The organism is Vibrio sp. 2-Bac 85, assembly GCF_037546705.1.
Classification (GTDB): domain Bacteria; phylum Pseudomonadota; class Gammaproteobacteria; order Enterobacterales; family Psychromonadaceae; genus Psychromonas.
Window position 1 is genome coordinate 293668 of sequence record NZ_JALAAB010000002.1, and the last position, 21998, is coordinate 315665.

Annotated in this window: 20 protein-coding genes; 4 read left to right on the top strand and 16 right to left on the bottom strand. The window is 37.1% G+C overall.

What is annotated here, in order from left to right; translation table 11 throughout:
- Nucleotides 1-196: 196 nt before the first annotated feature.
- Nucleotides 197-1228 carry a dihydroorotase gene (gene pyrC / locus MT390_RS04130; RefSeq protein WP_499439746.1) on the top strand — a complete coding sequence of 344 codons (1032 nt, stop codon included), beginning with the start codon at nucleotides 197-199 and terminating at the stop codon, nucleotides 1226-1228.
- A gap of 238 nt (nucleotides 1229-1466) precedes the next feature.
- On the opposite strand, the gene MT390_RS04135 is transcribed toward pyrC, so the two are convergent.
- The 5 genes from MT390_RS04135 to MT390_RS04155 form a co-directional block, all read right to left on the bottom strand.
- Nucleotides 1467-2486 carry an HlyD family secretion protein gene (locus tag MT390_RS04135; protein WP_499439747.1) on the bottom strand — a complete coding sequence of 340 codons (1020 nt, stop codon included), beginning with the start codon at nucleotides 2484-2486 and terminating at the stop codon, nucleotides 1467-1469.
- Complete coding sequence (locus MT390_RS04140; RefSeq protein WP_499439748.1) at nucleotides 2486-2992, bottom strand: DUF3302 domain-containing protein; 507 nt, start codon at nucleotides 2990-2992, stop codon at nucleotides 2486-2488. Before MT390_RS04140 ends, MT390_RS04135 begins: the two co-directional genes overlap by 1 nt.
- Nucleotides 2993-3136: 144 nt before the next feature.
- A complete protein-coding gene (locus MT390_RS04145; protein WP_166372936.1) occupies nucleotides 3137-3736 on the bottom strand; it encodes a PhnA domain-containing protein in 600 nt (199 codons plus the stop codon).
- A 109-nt stretch (nucleotides 3737-3845) separates the two neighbouring features.
- Nucleotides 3846-4343: a glycoside hydrolase family 18 protein gene (locus MT390_RS04150; RefSeq protein WP_499439749.1), complete on the bottom strand. Its 498-nt coding sequence runs from the start codon at nucleotides 4341-4343 to the stop codon at nucleotides 3846-3848.
- Nucleotides 4344-4385: 42 nt separating this feature from the next.
- Entirely contained in the window at nucleotides 4386-4943 is a 558-nt protein-coding gene (locus tag MT390_RS04155; RefSeq protein ID WP_499439751.1) for a glycosyl hydrolase family 18 protein, read from the bottom strand.
- A gap of 118 nt (nucleotides 4944-5061) precedes the next feature.
- On the opposite strand from MT390_RS04155, the gene MT390_RS04160 reads away from it, so the two are divergent.
- Nucleotides 5062-6210 carry a methyltransferase gene (locus MT390_RS04160; protein ID WP_166372938.1) on the top strand — a complete coding sequence of 383 codons (1149 nt, stop codon included), beginning with the start codon at nucleotides 5062-5064 and terminating at the stop codon, nucleotides 6208-6210.
- Between the two features lie 120 nt (nucleotides 6211-6330).
- On the opposite strand, the gene MT390_RS04165 is transcribed toward MT390_RS04160, so the two are convergent.
- From MT390_RS04165 to sdhC, 10 genes are all read right to left on the bottom strand, one after another.
- Nucleotides 6331-6813 (bottom strand): hypothetical protein, encoded by a 483-nt coding sequence (locus MT390_RS04165; RefSeq protein ID WP_499439753.1) that lies wholly within the window; start codon nucleotides 6811-6813, stop codon nucleotides 6331-6333.
- A gap of 395 nt (nucleotides 6814-7208) precedes the next feature.
- Nucleotides 7209-7712, bottom strand: a complete 504-nt coding sequence (locus tag MT390_RS04170) for a PEP-CTERM sorting domain-containing protein (protein WP_166372940.1) — start codon at nucleotides 7710-7712, stop codon at nucleotides 7209-7211.
- A 1262-nt stretch (nucleotides 7713-8974) separates the two neighbouring features.
- Nucleotides 8975-9847, bottom strand: a complete 873-nt coding sequence (sucD, locus tag MT390_RS04175) for a succinate--CoA ligase subunit alpha (protein ID WP_166372941.1) — start codon at nucleotides 9845-9847, stop codon at nucleotides 8975-8977.
- Complete coding sequence (gene sucC / locus MT390_RS04180) at nucleotides 9847-11013, bottom strand: ADP-forming succinate--CoA ligase subunit beta (protein WP_499439755.1); 1167 nt, start codon at nucleotides 11011-11013, stop codon at nucleotides 9847-9849. Before sucC ends, sucD begins: the two co-directional genes overlap by 1 nt.
- Before the next feature lie 115 nt (nucleotides 11014-11128).
- A complete protein-coding gene (odhB, locus tag MT390_RS04185; RefSeq protein ID WP_166372966.1) occupies nucleotides 11129-12298 on the bottom strand; it encodes a 2-oxoglutarate dehydrogenase complex dihydrolipoyllysine-residue succinyltransferase in 1170 nt (389 codons plus the stop codon).
- 47 nt (nucleotides 12299-12345) lie between these two features.
- Nucleotides 12346-15156 carry a 2-oxoglutarate dehydrogenase E1 component gene (gene sucA, locus MT390_RS04190; protein ID WP_166372943.1) on the bottom strand — a complete coding sequence of 937 codons (2811 nt, stop codon included), beginning with the start codon at nucleotides 15154-15156 and terminating at the stop codon, nucleotides 12346-12348.
- A gap of 51 nt (nucleotides 15157-15207) precedes the next feature.
- The gene (locus MT390_RS04195; RefSeq protein WP_166372944.1) at nucleotides 15208-15921 is read right to left on the bottom strand and encodes a succinate dehydrogenase iron-sulfur subunit; all 714 of its coding nucleotides are present in this window, start codon (nucleotides 15919-15921) and stop codon (nucleotides 15208-15210) included.
- Nucleotides 15922-15935: 14 nt separating this feature from the next.
- Nucleotides 15936-17702: a succinate dehydrogenase flavoprotein subunit gene (sdhA, locus tag MT390_RS04200; RefSeq protein ID WP_166372945.1), complete on the bottom strand. Its 1767-nt coding sequence runs from the start codon at nucleotides 17700-17702 to the stop codon at nucleotides 15936-15938.
- Complete coding sequence (gene sdhD / locus MT390_RS04205; RefSeq protein ID WP_166372946.1) at nucleotides 17703-18047, bottom strand: succinate dehydrogenase, hydrophobic membrane anchor protein; 345 nt, start codon at nucleotides 18045-18047, stop codon at nucleotides 17703-17705.
- Nucleotides 18041-18415 carry a succinate dehydrogenase, cytochrome b556 subunit gene (gene sdhC / locus MT390_RS04210; protein ID WP_499439758.1) on the bottom strand — a complete coding sequence of 125 codons (375 nt, stop codon included), beginning with the start codon at nucleotides 18413-18415 and terminating at the stop codon, nucleotides 18041-18043. The genes sdhD and sdhC overlap by 7 nt, the downstream gene beginning before the upstream one ends.
- Before the next feature lie 398 nt (nucleotides 18416-18813).
- Between sdhC and gltA the strand changes: the two genes are divergently transcribed.
- Nucleotides 18814-20091, top strand: a complete 1278-nt coding sequence (gene gltA, locus MT390_RS04215; RefSeq protein WP_166372947.1) for a citrate synthase — start codon at nucleotides 18814-18816, stop codon at nucleotides 20089-20091.
- Between the two features lie 139 nt (nucleotides 20092-20230).
- Here the strand turns inward: gltA and MT390_RS04220 are convergent, their stop codons facing one another.
- On the bottom strand, nucleotides 20231-20833 hold the full coding sequence (locus tag MT390_RS04220; protein ID WP_166372948.1) for a hypothetical protein: 603 nt from the start codon (nucleotides 20831-20833) through the stop codon (nucleotides 20231-20233).
- A 327-nt stretch (nucleotides 20834-21160) separates the two neighbouring features.
- Here MT390_RS04220 and aat point away from each other — a divergent pair, with 327 nt between their 5' ends.
- Nucleotides 21161-21871 carry a leucyl/phenylalanyl-tRNA--protein transferase gene (gene aat / locus MT390_RS04225; RefSeq protein ID WP_166372949.1) on the top strand — a complete coding sequence of 237 codons (711 nt, stop codon included), beginning with the start codon at nucleotides 21161-21163 and terminating at the stop codon, nucleotides 21869-21871.
- The last annotated feature ends 127 nt before the right edge of the window (nucleotides 21872-21998 follow it).

A 21998-nucleotide genomic window follows, 5' to 3' on the forward strand; every position in this document is an offset into this window, starting at 1 on the left:
TTTGATAGCGATTGTGTATAGGTTAATTGAGCATCGAGTTTAAGCTTTTATCAAAAAAACTCGATGCTCAGTTTTACTAAAAACATAATACAATCACGTGATTAATGATAACCACTTAACTAGACCTTTACTTCACCTTTTTATACTTCTAAAATCATCCCCACACTTCCTTCCCCCTTATTATGCGGAGCATTTTATGAGCAGCACACTAACCATTACTCGACCAGACGATTGGCATGTACATTTACGTGATGGAGATGTATTAAAAGATACCGTTCGTGATACTAGTCGTTACATGGGTCGCGCGATTGTTATGCCAAATTTAGTGCCTCCCGTGATGACAACCGACAGTGCATTAGCTTATCGTGAGCGGATTTTAGCGGAGCAACCACAAGCCACCTTTACGCCATTAATGGTTATTTATTTAACCGATAACACCAGTGCCGAAGAGATACAAAAAGCCAAAGCATCAGGCCATGTGTATGCAGCTAAGCTTTACCCAGCTGGCGCAACCACAAACTCTGATTCAGGGGTGACGGATGTTAATAATATCAAAGCAGCGCTACAGGCAATGCAAGATGTTAATATGCCATTATTGGTACATGGTGAAGTAACTGCACACGACGTTGATATTTTTGACCGTGAAGAGGTCTTTTTGAAAGAAGTACTTGCTCCTATCGTGGCAAGTTATCCAAACCTTAAAATAGTGCTTGAGCATATTACAACGGCTAATGCCGTAGAGTTTGTTAACCAAGCAAGCGACAATGTGGCAGCGACCATCACTGCGCATCATTTAATGTTTAACCGCAATCATATGTTAGTGGGAGGCATTAGACCGCATTTTTATTGCCTGCCTATCCTAAAACGCAATACACACCAAGCAGCTCTTGTTAAAGCGGCAACTAGTGGTAGCAAGAAATTCTTCTTAGGGACAGATTCTGCACCGCATAGCATTGGCGCTAAAGAATCAGCATGTGGATGTGCTGGTTCTTATACTGCATTTGCTGCTTTAGAGTTATATGCCGAAGTATTTGAAGCTGAAAATGCTCTCGATAAACTAGAGGGTTTTGCGAGTTTTAATGGTCCAGATTTTTATCAACTACCACGTAATACAGATACAGTAACATTAAATAAATTATCGTGGGATGTGCCTGCAACATTGCAATTTGGTAATGATGTGGTTGTGCCTATTAAAGCTAATGAAACAATGACTTGGAAAGTATTATAGTTTTCTATGGTTGGCTGTTAACTATTGACGAGTTAACTATTAGCGAGATATTCGCTGATAGTTAATATAACCCTATTCATTTGATTTAGTTTAATTTGAATGGATAATTATTGGTACAGATAAATTCTGTACCAATAATAAATATTTTATAGCGATAACAGGGTAACCGAATCGATTACTCTACTTTTACAAGCAAGCTTTATCAGCTCGTATTTTACCTATTTACTTTTATCTGTGACTAGTGGATAGGAAAAACATAAGATGCCCATGATGACATGCGTAATAATACTTTGCGGATGATAGTCAGCTCCTCGAATTCTTCTGAATACACTGCACTTTGTCCATATGCACCTAGCGGTAAAAGATCACGGTATTGTTCAAAATTAGGGTCTTTAATCTCAAATACAACAGAAATTTCACCCGCATGAGACGAAGTAAGATCAATTGAAGATCTATTAGATTTAGCTGCCCCTTCTGCAATATTCGAGACCTTAGCAACTTCAGCGGTAAATACTTTTCCAGGCAAGGCATCAAATATTAACTCTGCGTCATAACCCGCTTTGATTTGTAAAATCTTATTTTGAGGATACCAACTAGCATACTGAAATGAGCTATCTTGAATAAAGAGCATCGCAGGATTTGTTGGCATGGAGGCAACATGTAAACCAGGAAATACCGATATTTGAGTGACATAACCATCACTGTGTGCTCGAACAATTGTATTTCTTAAGTTATAAGTGGCCTCGCTTAATTGTGTATTTAAATCATCAATTATTGCAGCAGCTTTAGCGCTATCAATATCTACTCGCTTGTCTGCATTTGCAGTTTGTAACTCTCGCCCATTTAACTCTTGTGTACTTAATGTTTGCTTACTTAGCTCTTCTTTACTCAGATCTAGTGCACTTAAATATTGTTGCTTTGCAGTCACGATTTGCGCCGTTAATTGTGCGACTTTATTTTGATAAGGTAACGGATCAATTCTGAATAAAATATCCCCCTTATTAATACGAGTATTCGCAGTTATATCAACTGAGAGAACAGTACCTTGAACGACAGGGACAATCGGTGTAGTTACAAAATATTGTTTACTCGAGTCTGAATAAGGATGAGTATAGTTAATCAATAAAATTAACGAACTCACTAACACCGCTCCACCTACTATAGCGGTAGGAACTGTCCAGCGATTAAATGGAATACCAAATACTCTGAATATAACCACACAAATTGATAGGTAGCTTAACGTTATCAACCAATCCATTATTTATCTCCTTGCTGTTGTTCAAGGTTTAATTTGTCTATATCTTCGAATAATTGTGAGGTTTGTTTATCAAAATCTTCTACCTCATTATCGACTTTAAAATCAATATCATCTTCAGAAGCGATATTTTTCTCAGCTACTGCTTTAACTTTTTCAGAGGATTTGATTGATAAGGCAGTTTCGATCGTTTCAACTCGATGTTGCAGATTGATAAGGTTTTGTAAGTTAATCAATTGAAGGTTGGTTTCTTTGCTTGTAACTGATTCTATATTGTCAGTCCCACCCCAACTTCTATTTTGACGGTATGACGTTGCCCAGATCCATAAAAATGGCCATAGAATATGGAAAGTTAATAAACTGATCCACCCCGCTACTTGTAACGCATCTTGTTGTGGATGATTACGTTCCTTCGCCATTTTATAGGGAATGTCATGTATAGCGACCATTCCATAAAATAAGGTAACGAATATAAATACTAATATTCCTAAAGCGATATATTCAAGCATATTACGTCCTGTAAATGATATTAATTTGTTATTAGTATCGCAGAAATTAGAAAGCCCATCACGTAATTCCTTTAAATATCATAAAGTAATCACATAACGGGCTTAATATTAAAAATGTTCTCTAATATTTAATAACTTAAATCGTTATTTATCTTCGAATAATGGCATTTTCTTCAAGTAAGTTGTTAACAGTACAATACGAACACCGTTAACACGCCCTTCAATATGTTCTGGGTTATCAGTTAACGAAATATTACGCACTGGCGTTCCACGCTTAGCAGTAAAATTACCGCCTTTTACTTCCAAGTCTTTAATTAACGTTACGTTATCACCCGCTAATAACACAACACCGTTTGAATCACGAGTTGGGGCAACATCTTCAATTTCATCGGCAGCAACACCATAGTCAGCCCAAGCTTTTTGCTCATCTTCCATGTACATCATATCTAATAGATCTTGAGCCCAAACTTCACCCGCTTTACTTAAACGTGTTAATAAACGAAATGCAGTTACTTGCACAGCAGGAACTTGGCTCCACATGCTATCGTTAAGGCAACGCCAATGGTTATTATCCATCTCAACTGTTTTTTCGATTTGAGGTAAACAAGTAGAACACACTAACACTGATTTATCTGAGTTAGGTTCTTTAACAGGTGGCACTTCGAAAATAGACAGTTCATTAGTCGATGAACATAATTCACAACATCCATTACTACGTTCTGTTAAAGCTGCATTGATCGGCATAATATGACCTTATAGTTAGTAGGGTAAATAAAGGGCGCTATTATGCGCCCTTTTAACAATAAAAAAAACCAGAAATAGTCTTCAATACTTAACCATAAAGGAGGAATGTTTAATCACAAATTGCATTTGATTGATATATAGACTGCAAATACATTGTATTCAATAGTGAATAGTCAGTATCTTCAACATAATCTTGGTTAATCGCATTGAGAATAACCCCACCTGCGTTGGTTTGTGCATACTCTGTTTTAGCAATCACTGTTGCTATACCATTGTAATTAATATTGTCGTAGGTATTGTCGTTTGGCCCTTCAACATTAATCGCTTCATCAACACACGCGTTATCAAGGTCATCACTCACAATATCATTAAAATCTAATACGGCATCACCTTGCGAGTAAACAGGAATTGCTAATACTATTTTGTTCTTTACCACACAACGATTAGTCCAATAGGTGATCGCATCTTGTGCATCTTCTAAAGAAGAGTGCAGGTCGTCATTGTCAGTTGTATTAAGCGCCATCACATTCACAAAATCAGGGTAACCTAAAGCATCCTCTTGCACACCTTGATCGGTTGCATCATCATCCTCACCGGAGTCGACCACGTAACTAAACAGCACACCTTGGTCGGTAGCCAGATCAGAAACTTATTTTACTAAATCTTCAAATAGGTCCCCTTCATCATCAGTTGTTGGAAATTGCCAATTAATATCGATGCCGTCTAGGTCATAATCTTTGATCAAATTTTCAACGTTATTGATAAAGTTATTTAAGGCCGTTGTATTTCCTGCGATAGAGTTAAAAGCAGAGTCACTAGCGTTGCCAATAGAGGCCATGGCATAGATACCTGAGTTATGTGCCGTATCAATCAACTCTTCAAATTCATCTAAATCATCCCCAGTGGGTAAAATTAAATCCCCATCAGATTCAACACCAACCTTGTTATAAATAACATGAGTTAGTTTAGTAAAATCGATGTCATCAAGTGTTTCTTCATCACTGATAGACCAGTATGCAATTTGCTTAAAATCAACACTGGTAAAGTCTTCCTCACACACTGCATCCTCATCGCCTTCCCAAATATCATCAAGAAATTCTGACGTCTTATTATCACAAGCAGCTAACGCATAGAGTGGAAGACAGAGCACAAATGCTCTAATGAATTTGTTCGAAAGTAGTTTATGAGACGGTAATGATGTTTTCACAGACGGATTTATCCTTTTTTCATTTGAATACAATTAATAATATCACTTACCTTAATAGAGCAAGCAAGTTAAAATAAGAAAATAAGTATTTTTACACACACCAAATTAGGCAAACGCTATGAATGAAGCATTAATAATTGCAGATCAAACTTTAATATTACATCGCCATCCACGAAGAAAAAACGAAACATTACAAGCTTGGGATTCAGCTGATGAATACTTGATCAACCATTTTAATGAAAATGAATTGAATAAATACATTACTGAAGATGGGCAACTATTAATTATTAACGATGGTTTTGGTGCATTAAGCTGTTACTTTAACGATCTTGAAAGAACTGTAGTTTCAGACTCTTTTATTTCAGTAAGTTCAATAAAACTTAATATGCAACGTAATCAATGTGATCCTGACAATTTATTAATTCAAGATAGTCTGCAAGCATTACCCGATAACGTTAAAGTGGTATTAATAAAAGTACCTAAAACATTGTCTTTTTTAGAGCATCAATTACAGCAATTAAGTACTGTAATTGGTAAAGATACGATTGTAGTCGCAGCCGGTAAAGTCGACACCATTCATAAATCAACACTGGCTTTATTTGAAAAGTATATCGGTACCACTAAAACGTCATTAGCAAAGAAAAAATCGCGTTTGATATTCAGTATCGTTGATCAAACAGACATTCCAGAAGATGATATTGCAATTACTTGGGATATTGAACGTTTTGACTGGAAAATTCATAACCACGCTAACGTTTTCTCACGTAACCATTTAGATATTGGTGGACGTTACCTAATGGATAACTTACCTGAAGGTGATTTTACTAAAGTGGTGGATTTAGGATGTGGTAACGGCGTAGTTGGCATGGCAGCAGCAGTGGCATACCCAGAAGCACAAATCACATTCATTGATGAATCTTATATGGCAGTAGATTCAGCACGTATTAACATGCTGAAAAACTTTGAAGAAGAACGTTCTGACAATACCCGCTTTGTAGTAAACAACGGACTAGTTGGATTTAAAGCACGTAGTTATGATTTAATTTTATGTAACCCTCCTTTCCATCAACAGCATGCCATCACCGACCATATCGCTTGGAGTATGTTTAATGATGCACATTTCTGTTTAGCAGTGAATGGAGAACTAGTGATTGTTGGTAATCGCCATTTAGATTATCAAGATAAATTAGAGCGTATTTTTGGAAACTGTGAATTAATCGCAGAAAACAAAAAGTTCGTTATCCTACGTGCAATTAAAATGGAATAGCAAATATAAACCTCAAGTGTAAATCTTTACACTTGAGGTTACATATCCCCCATTAACTATCAAAATGTCCTATTGATTAATTCAAGCAAGCTAGCGACAAATTAACAACTAATTTGCCCTTTAACCCTTTAACCGGGCACAGGAATACACTTCACCATAAGCTTCAGATTTAACGGTTAATGTTGAAGCTGTTAATGCTAATACCTTACCTGACTCGTTAATACTATCTGGCAAAATATCATTGAAATTAAAAAAATTATCTAATTGTGGGTGACTAACATTAGTAAATTTGATATCACTGGATGACATCACAAGTTGATCACCTTTTAGCTGCCATGACGATTTATCGGTTTCACTAAATGTCAATTCAGGCATGCCTGGAATATTCAGTAATAAAGTACCAGACCCACTCGACTTCCCTTGCTTAGCGTAATTGATATTGTAGTTGACCTTTACCTTCATTTTGGTCTTTGGCTCTTCTGCTTGGTGCTGGCAGCGCCAATTACCGATCATGTTATTTTCATTAATCTGACTGACATCGGCCGCAAAAGTAGGCATTGCAACTGTAAATGTTAATAACGGTAATAATTTTATTAAATTCATTTCTCTATCCCAATTTTTTACAGTGAATATGCAATGCGATGATAGCCTAGAAGCCTATCAGTAGCTACTGTCGCTAATAACGAAAAACTACACTATTAAATCTAAAATTTTACTACTACAAACAAATTATGACAGGAAGTTTATAACGTAAAAGCTGAAGAAATAGTAATACTAACTTTACTTATCTCTATGGGGTTCATCTATTGAAAGGAGTAATGCTAATTCTATTAGATAACGGATCAATCTTGTTAGTAACAATAGCTATTGTTACCAACTAATAGGAAAGATCTATAAGACAAACCTATTCTCTAGAGTTGCATAATAAATTTTGTAACTATCAATAAAAAGCCCCGTAAAACGAGGCTTTCTTAATGTAGAACGAACGACTATAGAATTTATTTTTGTAATTGACGTTGGCGGCGAACAGCTAAACCTGCAATTGCAAGTCCAAATAATAACATAGTCTCAGGCGCAGGCACTTGTACTGTTAAGGTTGACTGACCAATTTTGACACTAGTAAATAAACCTGAATATATAGTTATATCTAATAAACCATCGGCATTAAGCGCAGCCAATGCTTCAACTTCAAGGTTTCCAGCGAACATAGAACCTAAAGTGATTGCCCCCGAATCAAAATCAAATCGTTCGATTTTAAATAAAAGTGTTTCCCAAAAGTCTAGGTTATTAACTTCTATTTCTAAATATGCACTTGTTGCACTACCAAATGTAAATCCATCATCTGTAATATCATGTTGATAACTAACTGAACTGCCAAAACCACTTAAAGATAGATTTGGATCGACAACATCTACAATCGTGCTAGCAAAAGTACTTGCACTAAATAATAGCCCTATCGCTAATCCCATTTTTTTTATGTTTGAAAAATTAAACATGTCCATATTCCACCCCTATTCCATTTAATGTAAGAAAGAAAAAACTTAAGAAAAAAGCATATATATCAGATATATACATAACTGGTATTACACTTGATTTAGCATCAAATATGCCAACTCGAAAATCTATATATTTAACAATGAGATACAGGTTTTCAGGGACCTAATTAATAACAAATGTAAAGAAAATCAACATATTGTTAATTCAGTATCATTAAAGGTGAATAATGAATGAGACAAAACATTCAAAGAAGATAAAATGACATTATAAAATAAAAGACAAAATTTCAAAAAGTCATTTAAATAAACATAAAGGAATACTTTAAAAAACTAACAATTAATTTAGAACATAATATAAAAATATAATGCAAGCTATTGATGTATTTAATAATAATAATTTCTAAAAAAAATAATTACTAACTCATAAGTAATGCAAGATTTTCCGACATATTTTTTGAACTTAATTATTGGATGCAGTGAAATCGATTCAAATTACTCAATTATAAATAGATTAAGCAAAGCATTATTAATATCAAATTGAATCTAAGGTTTTCTTTGTTGTATTTCGTAATAAGTAATTACTTTAAGAAGCGACCGTCTATTTTTGCTCAAACTGTACTCGGTTTTCAATGAGATCGACTGTGGTTTAATGATTAAGATGTCATAATTTTAAAATTACTGTTTATTGAAGAAGGCTGGATTCAGATCATAAGTGCATAACTTAAAATTTTTATAAAAAACAGAGAACCACTGGGGCTTGTATTGTGAATAAATATGATAAGAAACTTTATTAGAAGACTATTATCCTGATGATACGTAAGCTGCTATGAAAAGAGCTATATAAAGAGGCATGTAAAGATATAAATAAAATGCAATGTTAGCAGCCATTTAAGCCAAAAACTACGTCAGTCACTCTGTGTAAGACTTTAAAGATATCGACTAGCCCTTTAATGGTTTACAGAAATATTTTACCAGAGCACCTTCATGAAGCTTAAACGCAAGAAATAGAGTTTGAATTTTAGGGACAAAAAAGCCCCGCTATTGAAGGTCAGTTCAAAGCGAGGCTTGTATTGTGAGTCAACACAGTAAGCAATCTTGTTAAGAGATTACCAACCAGTTACTTCACGTAGTGCTTTACTGAAATAAACAGCTGCTAGAGATTACCAACCAGTTACTTCACGTAGTGCTTTACTGAAATAAACAGCTGCTAGAGATTACCAACCAGTTACTTCACGTAGTTCTTTACTGAAATAAACAGCTGCTAGAGATTACCAACCAGTTACTTCACGTAGTGCTTTACCGATATCAGCAAGTGATTTAGTCGTTTTCACGCCTGCATCTTCTAATGCTTTAAATTTATCTTCTGCAGTACCTTTACCGCCAGCGATAATCGCACCAGCATGTCCCATACGCTTACCAGCAGGTGCAGTAACACCAGCGATGTAAGAAACAACAGGTTTAGTTACGTTTGCTTTAATAAATGCAGCCGCTTCCTCTTCCGCAGTACCACCGATTTCACCAATCATTACGATTGCTTCAGTTTCTGGATCTTCTTGGAATAATTTTAGAATATCGATGAAGCTAGAACCAGGGATAGGATCACCACCAATACCAACACAAGTTGATTGACCAAAACCTTCGTCTGTAGTTTGTTTAACAGCTTCATAAGTTAATGTACCAGAACGCGATACGATACCTACTTTACCTTTTTTATGAATGTGACCAGGCATAATACCGATTTTACATTCATCAGGTGTGATAACACCAGGACAGTTAGGACCGATCATCACAACACCTTCTTGATCTAGTTTAATTTTAACTGCAACTAAATCTAGTGTTGGAATGCCTTCAGTAATAGTAACGATTAATTTAATACCTGCATCAATCGCTTCTAAAATAGCATCTTTACAAAATGGTGCTGGTACGTAGATAACCGATGCTGTAGCACCCGTTTCTTCTACTGCTTCACGTACTGTATTAAATACAGGTAAGCCTAAATGTACTTGACCGCCTTTACCAGGTGAAACACCACCGACCATTTGTGTACCGTATTCAAGCGCTTGCTCTGAGTGGAAAGTACCTTGACCACCAGTGAAACCCTGACAAATTACTTTAGTGTCTTTATTAATTAAAATACTCATTATTTTCCACCTACCGCTTTAACAGACTGCTGAGCAGCATCTGTTAATGATGTTGCTGCAATAATATTAAGACCTGACTCAGCTAAGATCTTACGACCTAATTCTGCATTGTTACCTTCTAAACGAACGATAACAGGAACAGAAACACCTACTTCAGCTACTGCGCCAATAACACCTTCTGCGATTAAATCACAACGTACAATACCGCCAAAGATATTAACTAAAACAGCTTTAACTTTGTCATCAGAAAGGATGATTTTGAATGCTTCTGTAACACGTTCTTTAGTTGCACCGCCGCCAACATCCAAGAAGTTCGCCGGATTGCCGCCGTGTAGGTTAACCATATCCATAGTACCCATAGCAAGGCCAGCACCATTAACCATACAACCGATGTTGCCATCAAGAGCTACATAGTTAAGTTCCCACTGAGCCGCATGCATTTCACGCGCATCATCTTGTGTTGTATCGTTGATAGCATGAAGTGCTTTTTGACGGTACATTGCATTTGAGTCGATAGTAATTTTGCCATCTAAACAGATTAAATCGTCTGAACCTGTTACAACTAATGGGTTAATTTCTAATAACGCTAAATCTTTATCTTCAAAAATAGTTGCAAGCCCTAAGAAAATCTTAGTGAATTGACCAATTTGTTTACCAGATAAACCTAATTTAAATGCTAATTCACGTCCTTGGTACGCTTGTGCTCCAACCAAAGGATCGATCATAACAGTATGGATTAATTCAGGAGTTTCTTCTGCAACTTTCTCAATTTCAACACCACCCTCGGTAGATGCCATGAAAGTAACACGTTGTGAAGCACGGTCGATTACCGCACCTAAATAAAGCTCGTTAGCAATATCACTACAACTTTCTAGTAATAATTTATTAACTGGTTGTCCGTTAGCATCTGTTTGGTAAGTAACAAGATTTTGACCTAACCATTTATGTGCAAACTCACGGATTGCTTCTTTTGAATCAACTAACTGTACGCCACCCGCTTTACCACGACCACCCGCATGTACCTGACACTTAATAACCCATTTATCTCCGCCTAATTTTGACGCAGCATTAACCGCTTCTTCGCCACTATCACAGGCAACACCCTGTGGAACCGGTAAACCGTATTCTTTAAATAGCTGTTTTGCCTGATATTCATGCAAATTCATGTTTGATTTCCATCTGTTTTAGTTAAACTTAATAGCTCGAAAGCCGTGAGTGTAAAAACAATTTTTGTTTCGCTGCTTATAAAAATAAACAGCGAATAAACTTTTTTATTAAAGATTAAACATCTAATAATAAGCGAGTAGGATCTTCAAGAAGCTCTTTGATAGTCACTAAGAAACCTACTGACTCTTTACCATCAATTAAACGATGGTCATAAGACAGTGCAAGGTACATCATCGGTAATATCTCAACTTTCCCGTTAATCGCCATTGGACGATCTTGGATTTTATGCATACCTAAGATAGCCGCTTGTGGAGGATTGATAATTGGCGTTGAAAGTAAAGAACCAAATACACCGCCGTTAGTCACGGTAAAGTTACCACCCATCATTTCGTCAACAGTTAATTTGCCGTCACGACCTTTGATAGCAAGCTCACGAATACCCTTTTCAATGTCAGCAACACTTAATGTATCAGTATCACGTAAAACAGGTGTTACTAGACCACGTGGTGTTGATACAGCAATACTGATATCAAAGAAGTTGTGGTAAACGATATCAGTACCGTCAATTGCAGCATTAACTTCTGGGTAACGTTTAAGTGCTTCAGTTACCGCTTTAATGTAGAAAGACATGAATCCTAAACGGATACCATGTTTTTTCTCAAACACTTCTTGGTATTGCTTACGAAGATCCATGATTGGTTTCATGTTTACTTCATTAAATGTAGTTAACATTGCCGTTGAGTTTTTAGCTTCTAATAAACGTTCTGCAACACGTTTACGTAAACGTGTCATCGGTACGCGCTTGTCGCTACGTGCAGCAACAGCGGCTACGATATCAACCTTAGGCTCTGTTTCTTTTTTGTTTTTAGATGTACGGAAGTTATCTACATCTTCACGCGTAATAACACCGCCTTTACCAGACCCTTTAATATCACGTGCATCGATGCCTTCTTCAAGCATTAAACGACGAACTGATGGGCTTGCATCGGCAGTTGCTGCAGGAGCTTCAGCTGGAGCTGCTTCTTCTTTCGCTGCAGCAGGTGCATCAGCTTCTTCTAACTTAGCTAATAACTGTTTAGAAAGTACGGTTGCGCCTTCATCTTCAATTATTTCTTTTAAAATGCCTGATGCAGTAGCAGGAACTTCTAACACTACTTTATCAGTTTCGATTTCAACTAACACTTCATCACGCTCAACGAAGTCACCAGGTTGTTTATGCCAAGTTGCTACAGTTGCATCTGCAACTGATTCTGGAAGTTCTGGTACTAGTACTTCAATCATAATTAACGCTTCCTACAATAATAATTTTTATTCAATAAATTTAATTTTGATTACTGTTCATCAAAACCAAGTGCTTCGTTCACTAATGCTTTTTGTTGCTTAACATGCAATGACATATAGCCTACTGCTGTTGATGCAGATGCTGCACGACCAGCATACTGCAATGTTGCACCCGTTGGCATAACACCACGGAAGTTATGTTGACTACAGTACCAAGCACCCTGGTTTTGTGGCTCTTCTTGACACCAAATAAAATCAGTTACATGTGCATATTGCTCAAGTAGATCATTGACTTCATCCGTTGGGAATGGGTAAAGCTGCTCTATACGAATAATGGCGACATGATCTAATTTTTCAGCACGGCGTTTTTCTAATAGTTCGTAGTAAACTTTACCGCTACAAAGAATAATACGCGTAACAGCTTCTGGGTCTAGCGCATCAACTTCACCAATTGCATTTAAGAATGTGCCTGATGCTAATTCATCTAAGCTAGAAACCGCTAATGGATGACGTAACAATGATTTAGGTGACATAACAATTAATGGGCGACGCATTGAACGAATGACTTGGCGACGTAACATGTGATAAACCTGAGCAGGTGTTGAAGGAACACATACCTGCATATTATGCTCAGCACATAATTGTAAAAAACGCTCTAAACGAGCTGATGAATGCTCTGGACCTTGACCTTCATAACCATGCGGTAATAAGACAGTTAGACCACACATACGGCCCCACTTCTGTTCACCTGATGATAAGAATTGGTCAAATACAACTTGAGCACCATTTGCAAAGTCACCGAACTGTGCTTCCCAAATACATAAACCTTTAGGTGCACCAGTAGAGTAACCGTATTCAAATGCTAATACCGCTTCTTCAGATAAAACTGAATCATAAACATCAAAATGACCTTGATCATCAGAGATATTTTGAAGAGGTGTATAACGTTTAGCTTCCGATTGTTCATGTAATACAGCATGACGATGGAAGAAGGTACCACGTGCAGAATCTTGACCGACTAAGCGAATATTATATTTAGAATCTAATAATGTTGCATAAGCTAAGTTTTCAGCAAAACCCCAGTCCAATAATTTTTCACCACGCGCCATTGCCTGGCGATCATTGTAGATCTTAGCAATACGTGAATGTTGTTTCTGATCTTCTGGGTAATGACTGATAGATTCAGCTAATTCAACTAAGCGTTGTTTTTGGAAACCCGCTTCGTACGATGCATGCCACTCATGTTTTAGGTAAGGAGACCAATCTATAGAATTGCCTTGCATAGATTGCCACTCTTTAACCACGCACTCACCATTATCTAAAGCATCACGGTAATCAGCAACAAGCTTTTTAGCAAAACCATCTGCAATCACACCTTCACTTTCTAGTTGTTTGCTGTAGATATCACGTGGAGTAGGATGTTTTTTTATTTTTTGGTACATCAATGGCTGTGTTGCACTTGGCTCATCTGCTTCGTTATGGCCATGACGGCGGTAACAAACTAAATCAATAACAACATCACGTTTGAATTTATTACGGAAGTCGATTGCGATATGTGCCGCTTGCATTACTGCTTCAGGATCATCACCATTAACATGGAAAATGGGTGCTTGGACCATTTTAGCAATATCAGTACAGTAACGAGTTGAGCGAGTATCTTCAGGATTTGAAGTAGTGAAACCAACTTGGTTGTTGATAACGATGCGGATAGTACCACTTACTTTAAATGCACGTGCTTGTGACATATTGAATGTCTCTTGCACAACACCTTGACCAGCAATTGCAGAGTCGCCGTGAATAGTGATAGGTAAAACACTTTCACCAATACTATTTAAACGTTCTTGACGAGCACGAACCGAACCTAAGACTACAGGATTAACGATTTCTAAGTGTGAAGGGTTAAAAGCTAACGATAAATGAACATTGCCTTTAGCAGTTTTAAAATCACTACTAAAACCTTGGTGATATTTAACATCACTTGAACCATCTATATTTGCATGTTTACCTGCAAACTCATTGAACAAATCAGCGGGTTTTTTACCTAATACGTTAACTAATACGTTTAAACGACCACGGTGAGCCATTCCGATAACAACTTCATGTGCACCTTGCTCGCCAGAACGTCTAATGACTTCTTTAAGCATAGGAACAAAAGAATCACCACCTTCTAAAGAGAAACGTTTTGCACCAGGGAATTTAGATCCGATGTAACGTTCAAGGCCTTCTGCTGCAGTTAACTCTTCTAAAAATCGATTTTTAGCTTCGTTGCTGAACGAAGGACGACTTTCACAAGACTCAATTCGGTTTTGGATCCAACGCTTTTCATCAGTGTTCGTGATGTGCATGTATTCCACACCTAACGAGCCACAATAAGTTCGTTTGAGTGATGCAATAAGATCCTTTAATACCATGGTTTCATTGCCAGTAGCAAAAGAACCAACATTAAAGTTAGCATCTAAATCAGAACCGGTTAGTTCATGATAAAAAGGGTCTAACTCTTTAACAGATTCTGTTTTAACTAAACCCAGAGGATCTAAATTTGCAATTTCATGTCCTCGGTTGCGATAAGCACCGATCAGTTGTAAAACTTTGACTTGTTTTGCATCGTTGTGAACAGCACCATCAGGCGGTGTAAAACATTTTGGCGCTTTCGCCGCATGCTTCATCTGTTCACGGATAATTGAATGACGCTCCTCAGGAGCGTCAGTCACACTTGGTAACTCATCAAAGACTTCACGCCAATTAGCGTCCACAGCAAGTGGATCCTCTAAATACAATTCGTAAATGTCTTCGATATAAGTAGAATTTGCCCCGGAAAGATGCGATGAGGCTAACCAAGTTTCCATAACATTAGTTGGCATTAAAATTCCTTATTCTTTATTAATGTTTAATTAATAATATTTATTTAGTAATTAAACTGCGCGTTGTAATAACATAGATTTAATTTTACCAATCGCCTTGGTTGGGTTTAATCCTTTCGGACAAACACTCACGCAGTTCATGATACTGTGACAACGAAAAACACTGAAAGCATCATCTAAATTCGACAAGCGTTCTTCTGTTGCACTATCTCGACTATCGATAAGGAAACGGTATGCAGCTAATAAACCAGCTGGACCGATAAACTTATCAGGGTTCCACCAGAATGAAGGACAAGAGGTTGAACAACAAGCACATAAAATACACTCGTATAAACCATCTAATTTTTCACGCTCTTCTGGAGATTGTTTGAACTCTCCAGCAGGCGGTATAGTGCCATCTGTAATTAAAAATGGCTTTACTTTTTCATACTGAGTATAAAATTGTGTCATATCGATCACTAAATCACGTACCACTGGTAAACCAGGTAGTGGACGAAGCACAATTTTTCCAGCAGAAAGTAAATCAGAAAGAGGTGTAATACACGCCAATCCATTTTTACCATTAATATTTAAACCATCACTACCACACACACCTTCACGGCATGAACGACGGAATGACAATGACTTATCTTGCTCTTTTAATGCAATCAAAGCATCAAGCACCATCATGTCAGAACCTTCAGGTATTTCTAATGACATCTCTTTCATTGAAGGTTTGTCATCAACATCAGGGTTGTAGCGATAAACAGAAAATGTAACATTCATATTATAAAACCTTCTTAGTAAACACGTGCTTTAGGTGGGAAAGCTTCACGTAGTACTGGCGCCATATTAACGTCACGTTTACACATACTTTCTGTTTCAGGATTGAAGATACTATGGTGTAGCCAATTTGCATCATCTCGATCAGGGAAGTCAAAACGACTATGGGCACCACGACTTTCAGTACGGAAGTTTGCCGCTAAAGCAGTTGAAAAAGCAGTTTCCATCAAGTTGTCTAATTCTAAACACTCAATACGGTTAGTATTAAACTCGCTACTCTTATCGCCTAACTTAGCATTGTTCAAACGTTCACGTAAAACGCGTAACTCGGCAAGCCCTTCAGCCATTGCATCACCGTCTCTAAATACTGAGAAGTTGTTTTGCATACATTGTTGTAGGTCTTTACGAATTTGATCAGGACACTCTGTACCTGTGCCTTTTTCCCAGCGATTGAAACGTGCTAAAGAAGCTTCAATATTTTCTTCAGTTGGTGGCTTAGCTGTATTTTCTTTGGTTAATACTTTACCAAGATGTTTACCCGCAGCACGACCAAATACGATTAAATCAAGTAATGAGTTACCACCTAATCGGTTTGCACCATGAACCGATACACTTGCAATCTCACCCACCGCAAATAAACCTTTCACTTCAACATCTTTACCATTTTCATCTAGTTTTAACACTTGACCGTTAACGGTAGTTGGTACGCCACCCATCATGTAATGACAAGTAGGGATGATTGGAATCGGTTCATGTACAGGATCAACGTGAGCAAACGTACGTGATAATTCACAGATACCCGGTAAACGCGTTTCTAATACATCTTTACCAAGGTGATCAAGTTTCAATTTAATGTGCGTGCCCCAAGGACCTTCACAACCACGACCTTCACGAATCTCAATCATGATTGAACGAGCAACAACATCACGACCAGCTAAATCTTTAGCATTTGGCGCGTAACGCTCCATGAAACGTTCACCATCTTTATTTAAAAGATAACCACCTTCACCTCGACACCCTTCTGTTACCAGAACACCTGCACCAGCGATACCGGTTGGGTGGAACTGCCACATTTCCATATCTTGTACCGGTACACCAGCACGTAATGCCATACCAACACCGTCACCAGTATTAATGTGAGCATTAGTTGTTGAAGCATAAATACGCCCTGCTCCACCAGTTGCGAGTACCGTTGCTTGAGCTCTAAACACACAAACTTCGCCACTTTCAATATCAATAGCAGTACAACCAACAACATCACCATCATCATTTTTCAATAAATCCAGCGCGTACCATTCAGAGAAAATGGTGGTTTTATTTTTAATATTTTGTTGGTAAAGCGTATGCAACAATGCATGACCTGTACGGTCAGCAGCAGCTGCAGTTCTAGCAGCTTGCTCGCCACCAAACTCTTTAGATTGACCACCAAAAGGACGTTGATATACTGAACCGTCTTCGAAACGAGAAAATGGTAAGCCCATATTTTCAAGTTCACGAACCGCATCGGGTCCTTCATTACACATAAACTCGATAGCATCTTGATCGCCGATAAAGTCAGAACCTTTAACTGTATCGTACATATGCCATTGCCAGTTATCTGCATGTGCATTACCTAGCGCTACTGTAATACCACCTTGAGCAGATACAGTATGAGAACGCGTTGGAAATACTTTAGTAATCAACGCACAACTTTTGCCTTCTTGCGAAATAGATAATGCCGCGCGCATACCTGCACCACCAGCACCAATAACAATCGCATCAAATTCACGAATAGGTAAACTCACTTAAACACCCCACAAAATTACAAAACCAAAAATAACGTAAGCAAATGCAACTGTTGTTAACACAAACTGTAATGTGCCACGTAATAAAGTACATTTAACGTAATCTGTTAAAACTTGCCAAATACCAATCCATGCATGAACTAGCATTGCCACTAATGCCATTAACGTAAATACTTTTGTTAATGTTAGAGAGAAAAAGCCTGTCCAAACTTGATAAGTAATATCAGCAGATGCAACAAAGCCTACAAGATATAAAATGTAGGCTAATAAAATAACAGCACTGGCGCGTAATAATATGTAATCGTGGACGCCGCTCCGTCCGAAAGTACCTGCAACCTTTACCATACTAAAATCCCCGCTAATATTGATAATACAGCAGTAAGGCCAAAGCCTACTTTTGCACTAAGTGATGCACTGTCCAATTCTTCCCAGTACCCTAAATCTTGAATCATATGCCTAACACCAAATACGGCATGGTAAGCAAGACCTGTTAATGATCCCCAGAAAATAAATTCAACGATAAACAAGTCTAAATAACCTTGTACACTTTGAAAATCTTGAGCTGACGATAACGAACAGTTTAGGAAGGTAAGGAATATTGCTAATGCAATAAAAACGATGATCCCAGAAATACGATGCAGTATTGAAGCGGTAGCAGTAATGGGGAATTTAACCGTGGATAGGTCTAAATTTTTAGGTCTCTCTTTGCGCACAATTTATCTCTTTATGATGGCTAAAAGTTAGGGGTTGTTTTACGGGCTCTATTGTTAGCACAATGTTAATGCATTGTAACATCGAAACGCATTTTTTTGTGATCTAAGCACGGTAAAATTTTCAATTGAGCAATAAATAACTCAATTGAAAATTTTACCCACCCAATCCTTAAGATATCAGAGGCTTGAAAGAAATTATAGCACTTTGGATTATTAAAGATTTTATCTAATATTTGTTGCGATCCTAACCCGCAAAGTTGTAATGTTAGATTTGACAAGGTTAAATTTTGACTGTAAAAATGTGGCACCAAAAAAGCGTGTTTATAAAAAGAACAGTACAAGAAGAGTACAAAGAATAATAAAAAATATAAATAATTTTTAAAACAAGGGAGAAAATAATGTCGGACAAAGTCGCAATACTTCACTTACCAGGACAAGATCCTGTTGAACTACCTATCTTTAGTGGTACAGCTGGTAATGATGTCATTGATATTCGTAGCTTAGGAAAAACAGGCTACTTCACTTACGACCCTGGTTTCCTTGCAACAGCCTCTTGTGAGTCTGCAATAACGTTCATTGACGGTGATAAAGGAATTTTATTACACCGAGGTTATGCTATCGATGATTTAGCATACAAATCAGATTATTTAGAAGTTTGTTATTTATTACTAAACGGTCAACTACCTACTGAAAAAGAATTTGCCAAGTTCAAACACACAGTACTTCATCATACAATGTTACATGAACAACTAGTCGCATTTTACCGCGGCTTCCGTCGTGACTCTCATCCAATGGCGATTATGGTTGGTGTAGTAGGTGCTTTATCAGCTTTCTACCATGACTCCTTAGATATTACAAATGAGTCATGTCGTGAAATAGCCGCATTTCGTCTCATTTCAAAAATGCCAACTTTAGCGGCAATGAGTTACAAATATTCTATAGGTCAACCCTTCATGTATCCGGATAACACATTATCTTATTCCGGTAATTTCTTGAAGATGATGTTTGGTATTCCATGTGAAGAATATGTTGTTAATCCAGTACTAGAAAGTGCAATGGACAAAATATTAATTCTTCATGCTGACCATGAACAAAATGCATCAACCTCTACAGTTCGTTTAGCAGGTTCATCTGGTGCGAACCCATTTGCATGTATTGCAGCGGGTATTGCTTCTTTATGGGGCCCAGCACATGGCGGCGCTAACGAAGCATGTTTAGAAATGCTAGAAGAAATTGGCACTGTAGATCGTATTCCTGAGTTCGTTGCAAGAGCGAAGGATAAAGATGACCCTTTCCGTTTAATGGGCTTTGGACACCGTGTTTATAAAAACCATGATCCACGAGCTACGGTAATGCGTAAAACATGTCATGAAGTATTAGATGATCTAAAAATTGATGACCCACTACTAGATGTTGCAATGGAACTAGAGCGTATTGCGCTTGAAGACCCTTACTTCATCGAGAAAAAACTCTACCCTAATGTAGACTTCTACTCAGGTATTGTTTTACGTGCGATGGGTATTCCACGTACTATGTTTACAGTGATATTCGCTGTTGCTCGTACTATTGGTTGGATTTCACATTGGAAAGAAATGTTAGATCAACCTGGACAAAAAATTGGTCGTCCTCGTCAAATGTACACGGGTGAAGTTGATTTACATTACCCTGACAAATAATACGACCAGTTCATTACACTTAATGACATGACTTAGTAGCACCACTACAAGTCATACCCATTGGTAAAGTGAATAATAATGAGGGTATACAGTAGTTAACAGGTTTCATAACCTTTAATTATCTGTATACCCTCTTTTTTTAAAGCTGTTTTGACCATTGAAGTAGCTTTTTCTTTGGATACTTCTTCATTATTTCTCGTTGAATTTGTAAACAACAACCATTACTCGAATTATTCAACTTAAGTAATCTGCGTGCATATAACGCCCTCGCAATGTCGTAACTTTTCACTGTAAAATATTTTAGTACGTAGGCTGCCGCATAAGCTTCAATTTTAATTACATCTATTTGCTTATCGTTTTTATTAAAATTAATACTATTTTCAAAGTCATTTACATGTGCAAGCCCATGAATAAGAAAAGTATATTTATAAGCTTCATTTATATAACGAACATCTAAATCAGTGCTGTAGGGAATGATTTCACTTTGAATGAATATGATAGATTTAACTTCATTATTGAATTTATAGAATGTTGTCACACTGCCTTTAATATCATCACAATTACTAATGCTATTAAATGTAATTTTTGAATGTAAAATACCATCAAATTTAATTCGATGTCTTATCATCAAGTCTGGAGATGGGATACTTAAATCAGGTGTTATAACAATAGTCACTTGCCCTTTTTCTTCTTCTTTTTGCTTTCTAACTTCAAACAAGTTTTCGTAATCGATTACACTCATCAATTTGACCTTAATTTTTTAAAATGTGATAAATTTAAATGCTAATTCAATACACGATAACAAATAAAATAGTTAAATGTCTGAAAACCCGATTTATTGGTATAACGGCAACTAACTCTTAGGCGATTACCTTTTTGATTACCTTAAAAACACAGCCAATAAAAAAGGTAGCCTAAGTACCGTAATGGATCCTTAATCTATTCAAATCATGTAAAATGACAGATTATCTGATGAACATAAAAATATCATTCTTTAAATTCTTGGGAATGTCATTTACTAGCAAATAAGCTAGCTTTAATTACTTTTCCCAAAACATCTAGAGAACTTATGCCAAAACAACTCACCGCATTATCCATTGACTCTATTCAATTCCCCGATCCCAACAATGCGTTAGATGATCCAGAAGGACTACTAGCAATCGGTGGTGACTTATCACCCGAACGACTGCTTAATGCCTATCAACATGCTATTTTCCCTTGGTTTTCCGATGGCGAGCCTATTCTATGGTGGAGTCCTGCTGAAAGAGCCGTGATCCAACCACAGCAAGTACATATAAGTAAAAGCATGGCAAAATTTATTCGCCAAACCTCACTTACGATCACCGTTAACCATCGTTTTAAAGATGTCGTTACAGCCTGTGCACAACCTCGTAAAAAGCAAGCTGAAACGTGGATCAGCCCTGCAATCCAATCGGCCTATTATCAGTTACATTTACGCGGCGTCGCACATTCAGTGGAAGTTTGGGATCAAGGTCAATTAGTGGGTGGATTATATGGGGTCAATGTAGGTGCCATTTTTTGTGGTGAGTCGATGTTCCATCAACAAACAAATGCATCAAAACTTGCTTTTATTGCTTTGAGCCAACATTTTTCACGCTTTCAAGGGCAATTAATAGACTGCCAAATGATGACAGAGCATTTACAAAGTTTAGGGGTAACTGCGAACACTCGGCTAGCGTTCATCAAACAACTCGACCAATATAAAGGAACAACTATTAATTCAACTTGCTGGGATAAACAGACTATTTACCTAAAATAAACGCAATTTATATACGCGTTCAAGTTTTTGTAACTAAAAAATAGAGTTGGACTTAAAACTGACGTTTATGTACAAAGTGTGAAATTAAACTGATGTGAAGTTTAGAGACAAAGGTAATACAAATAAG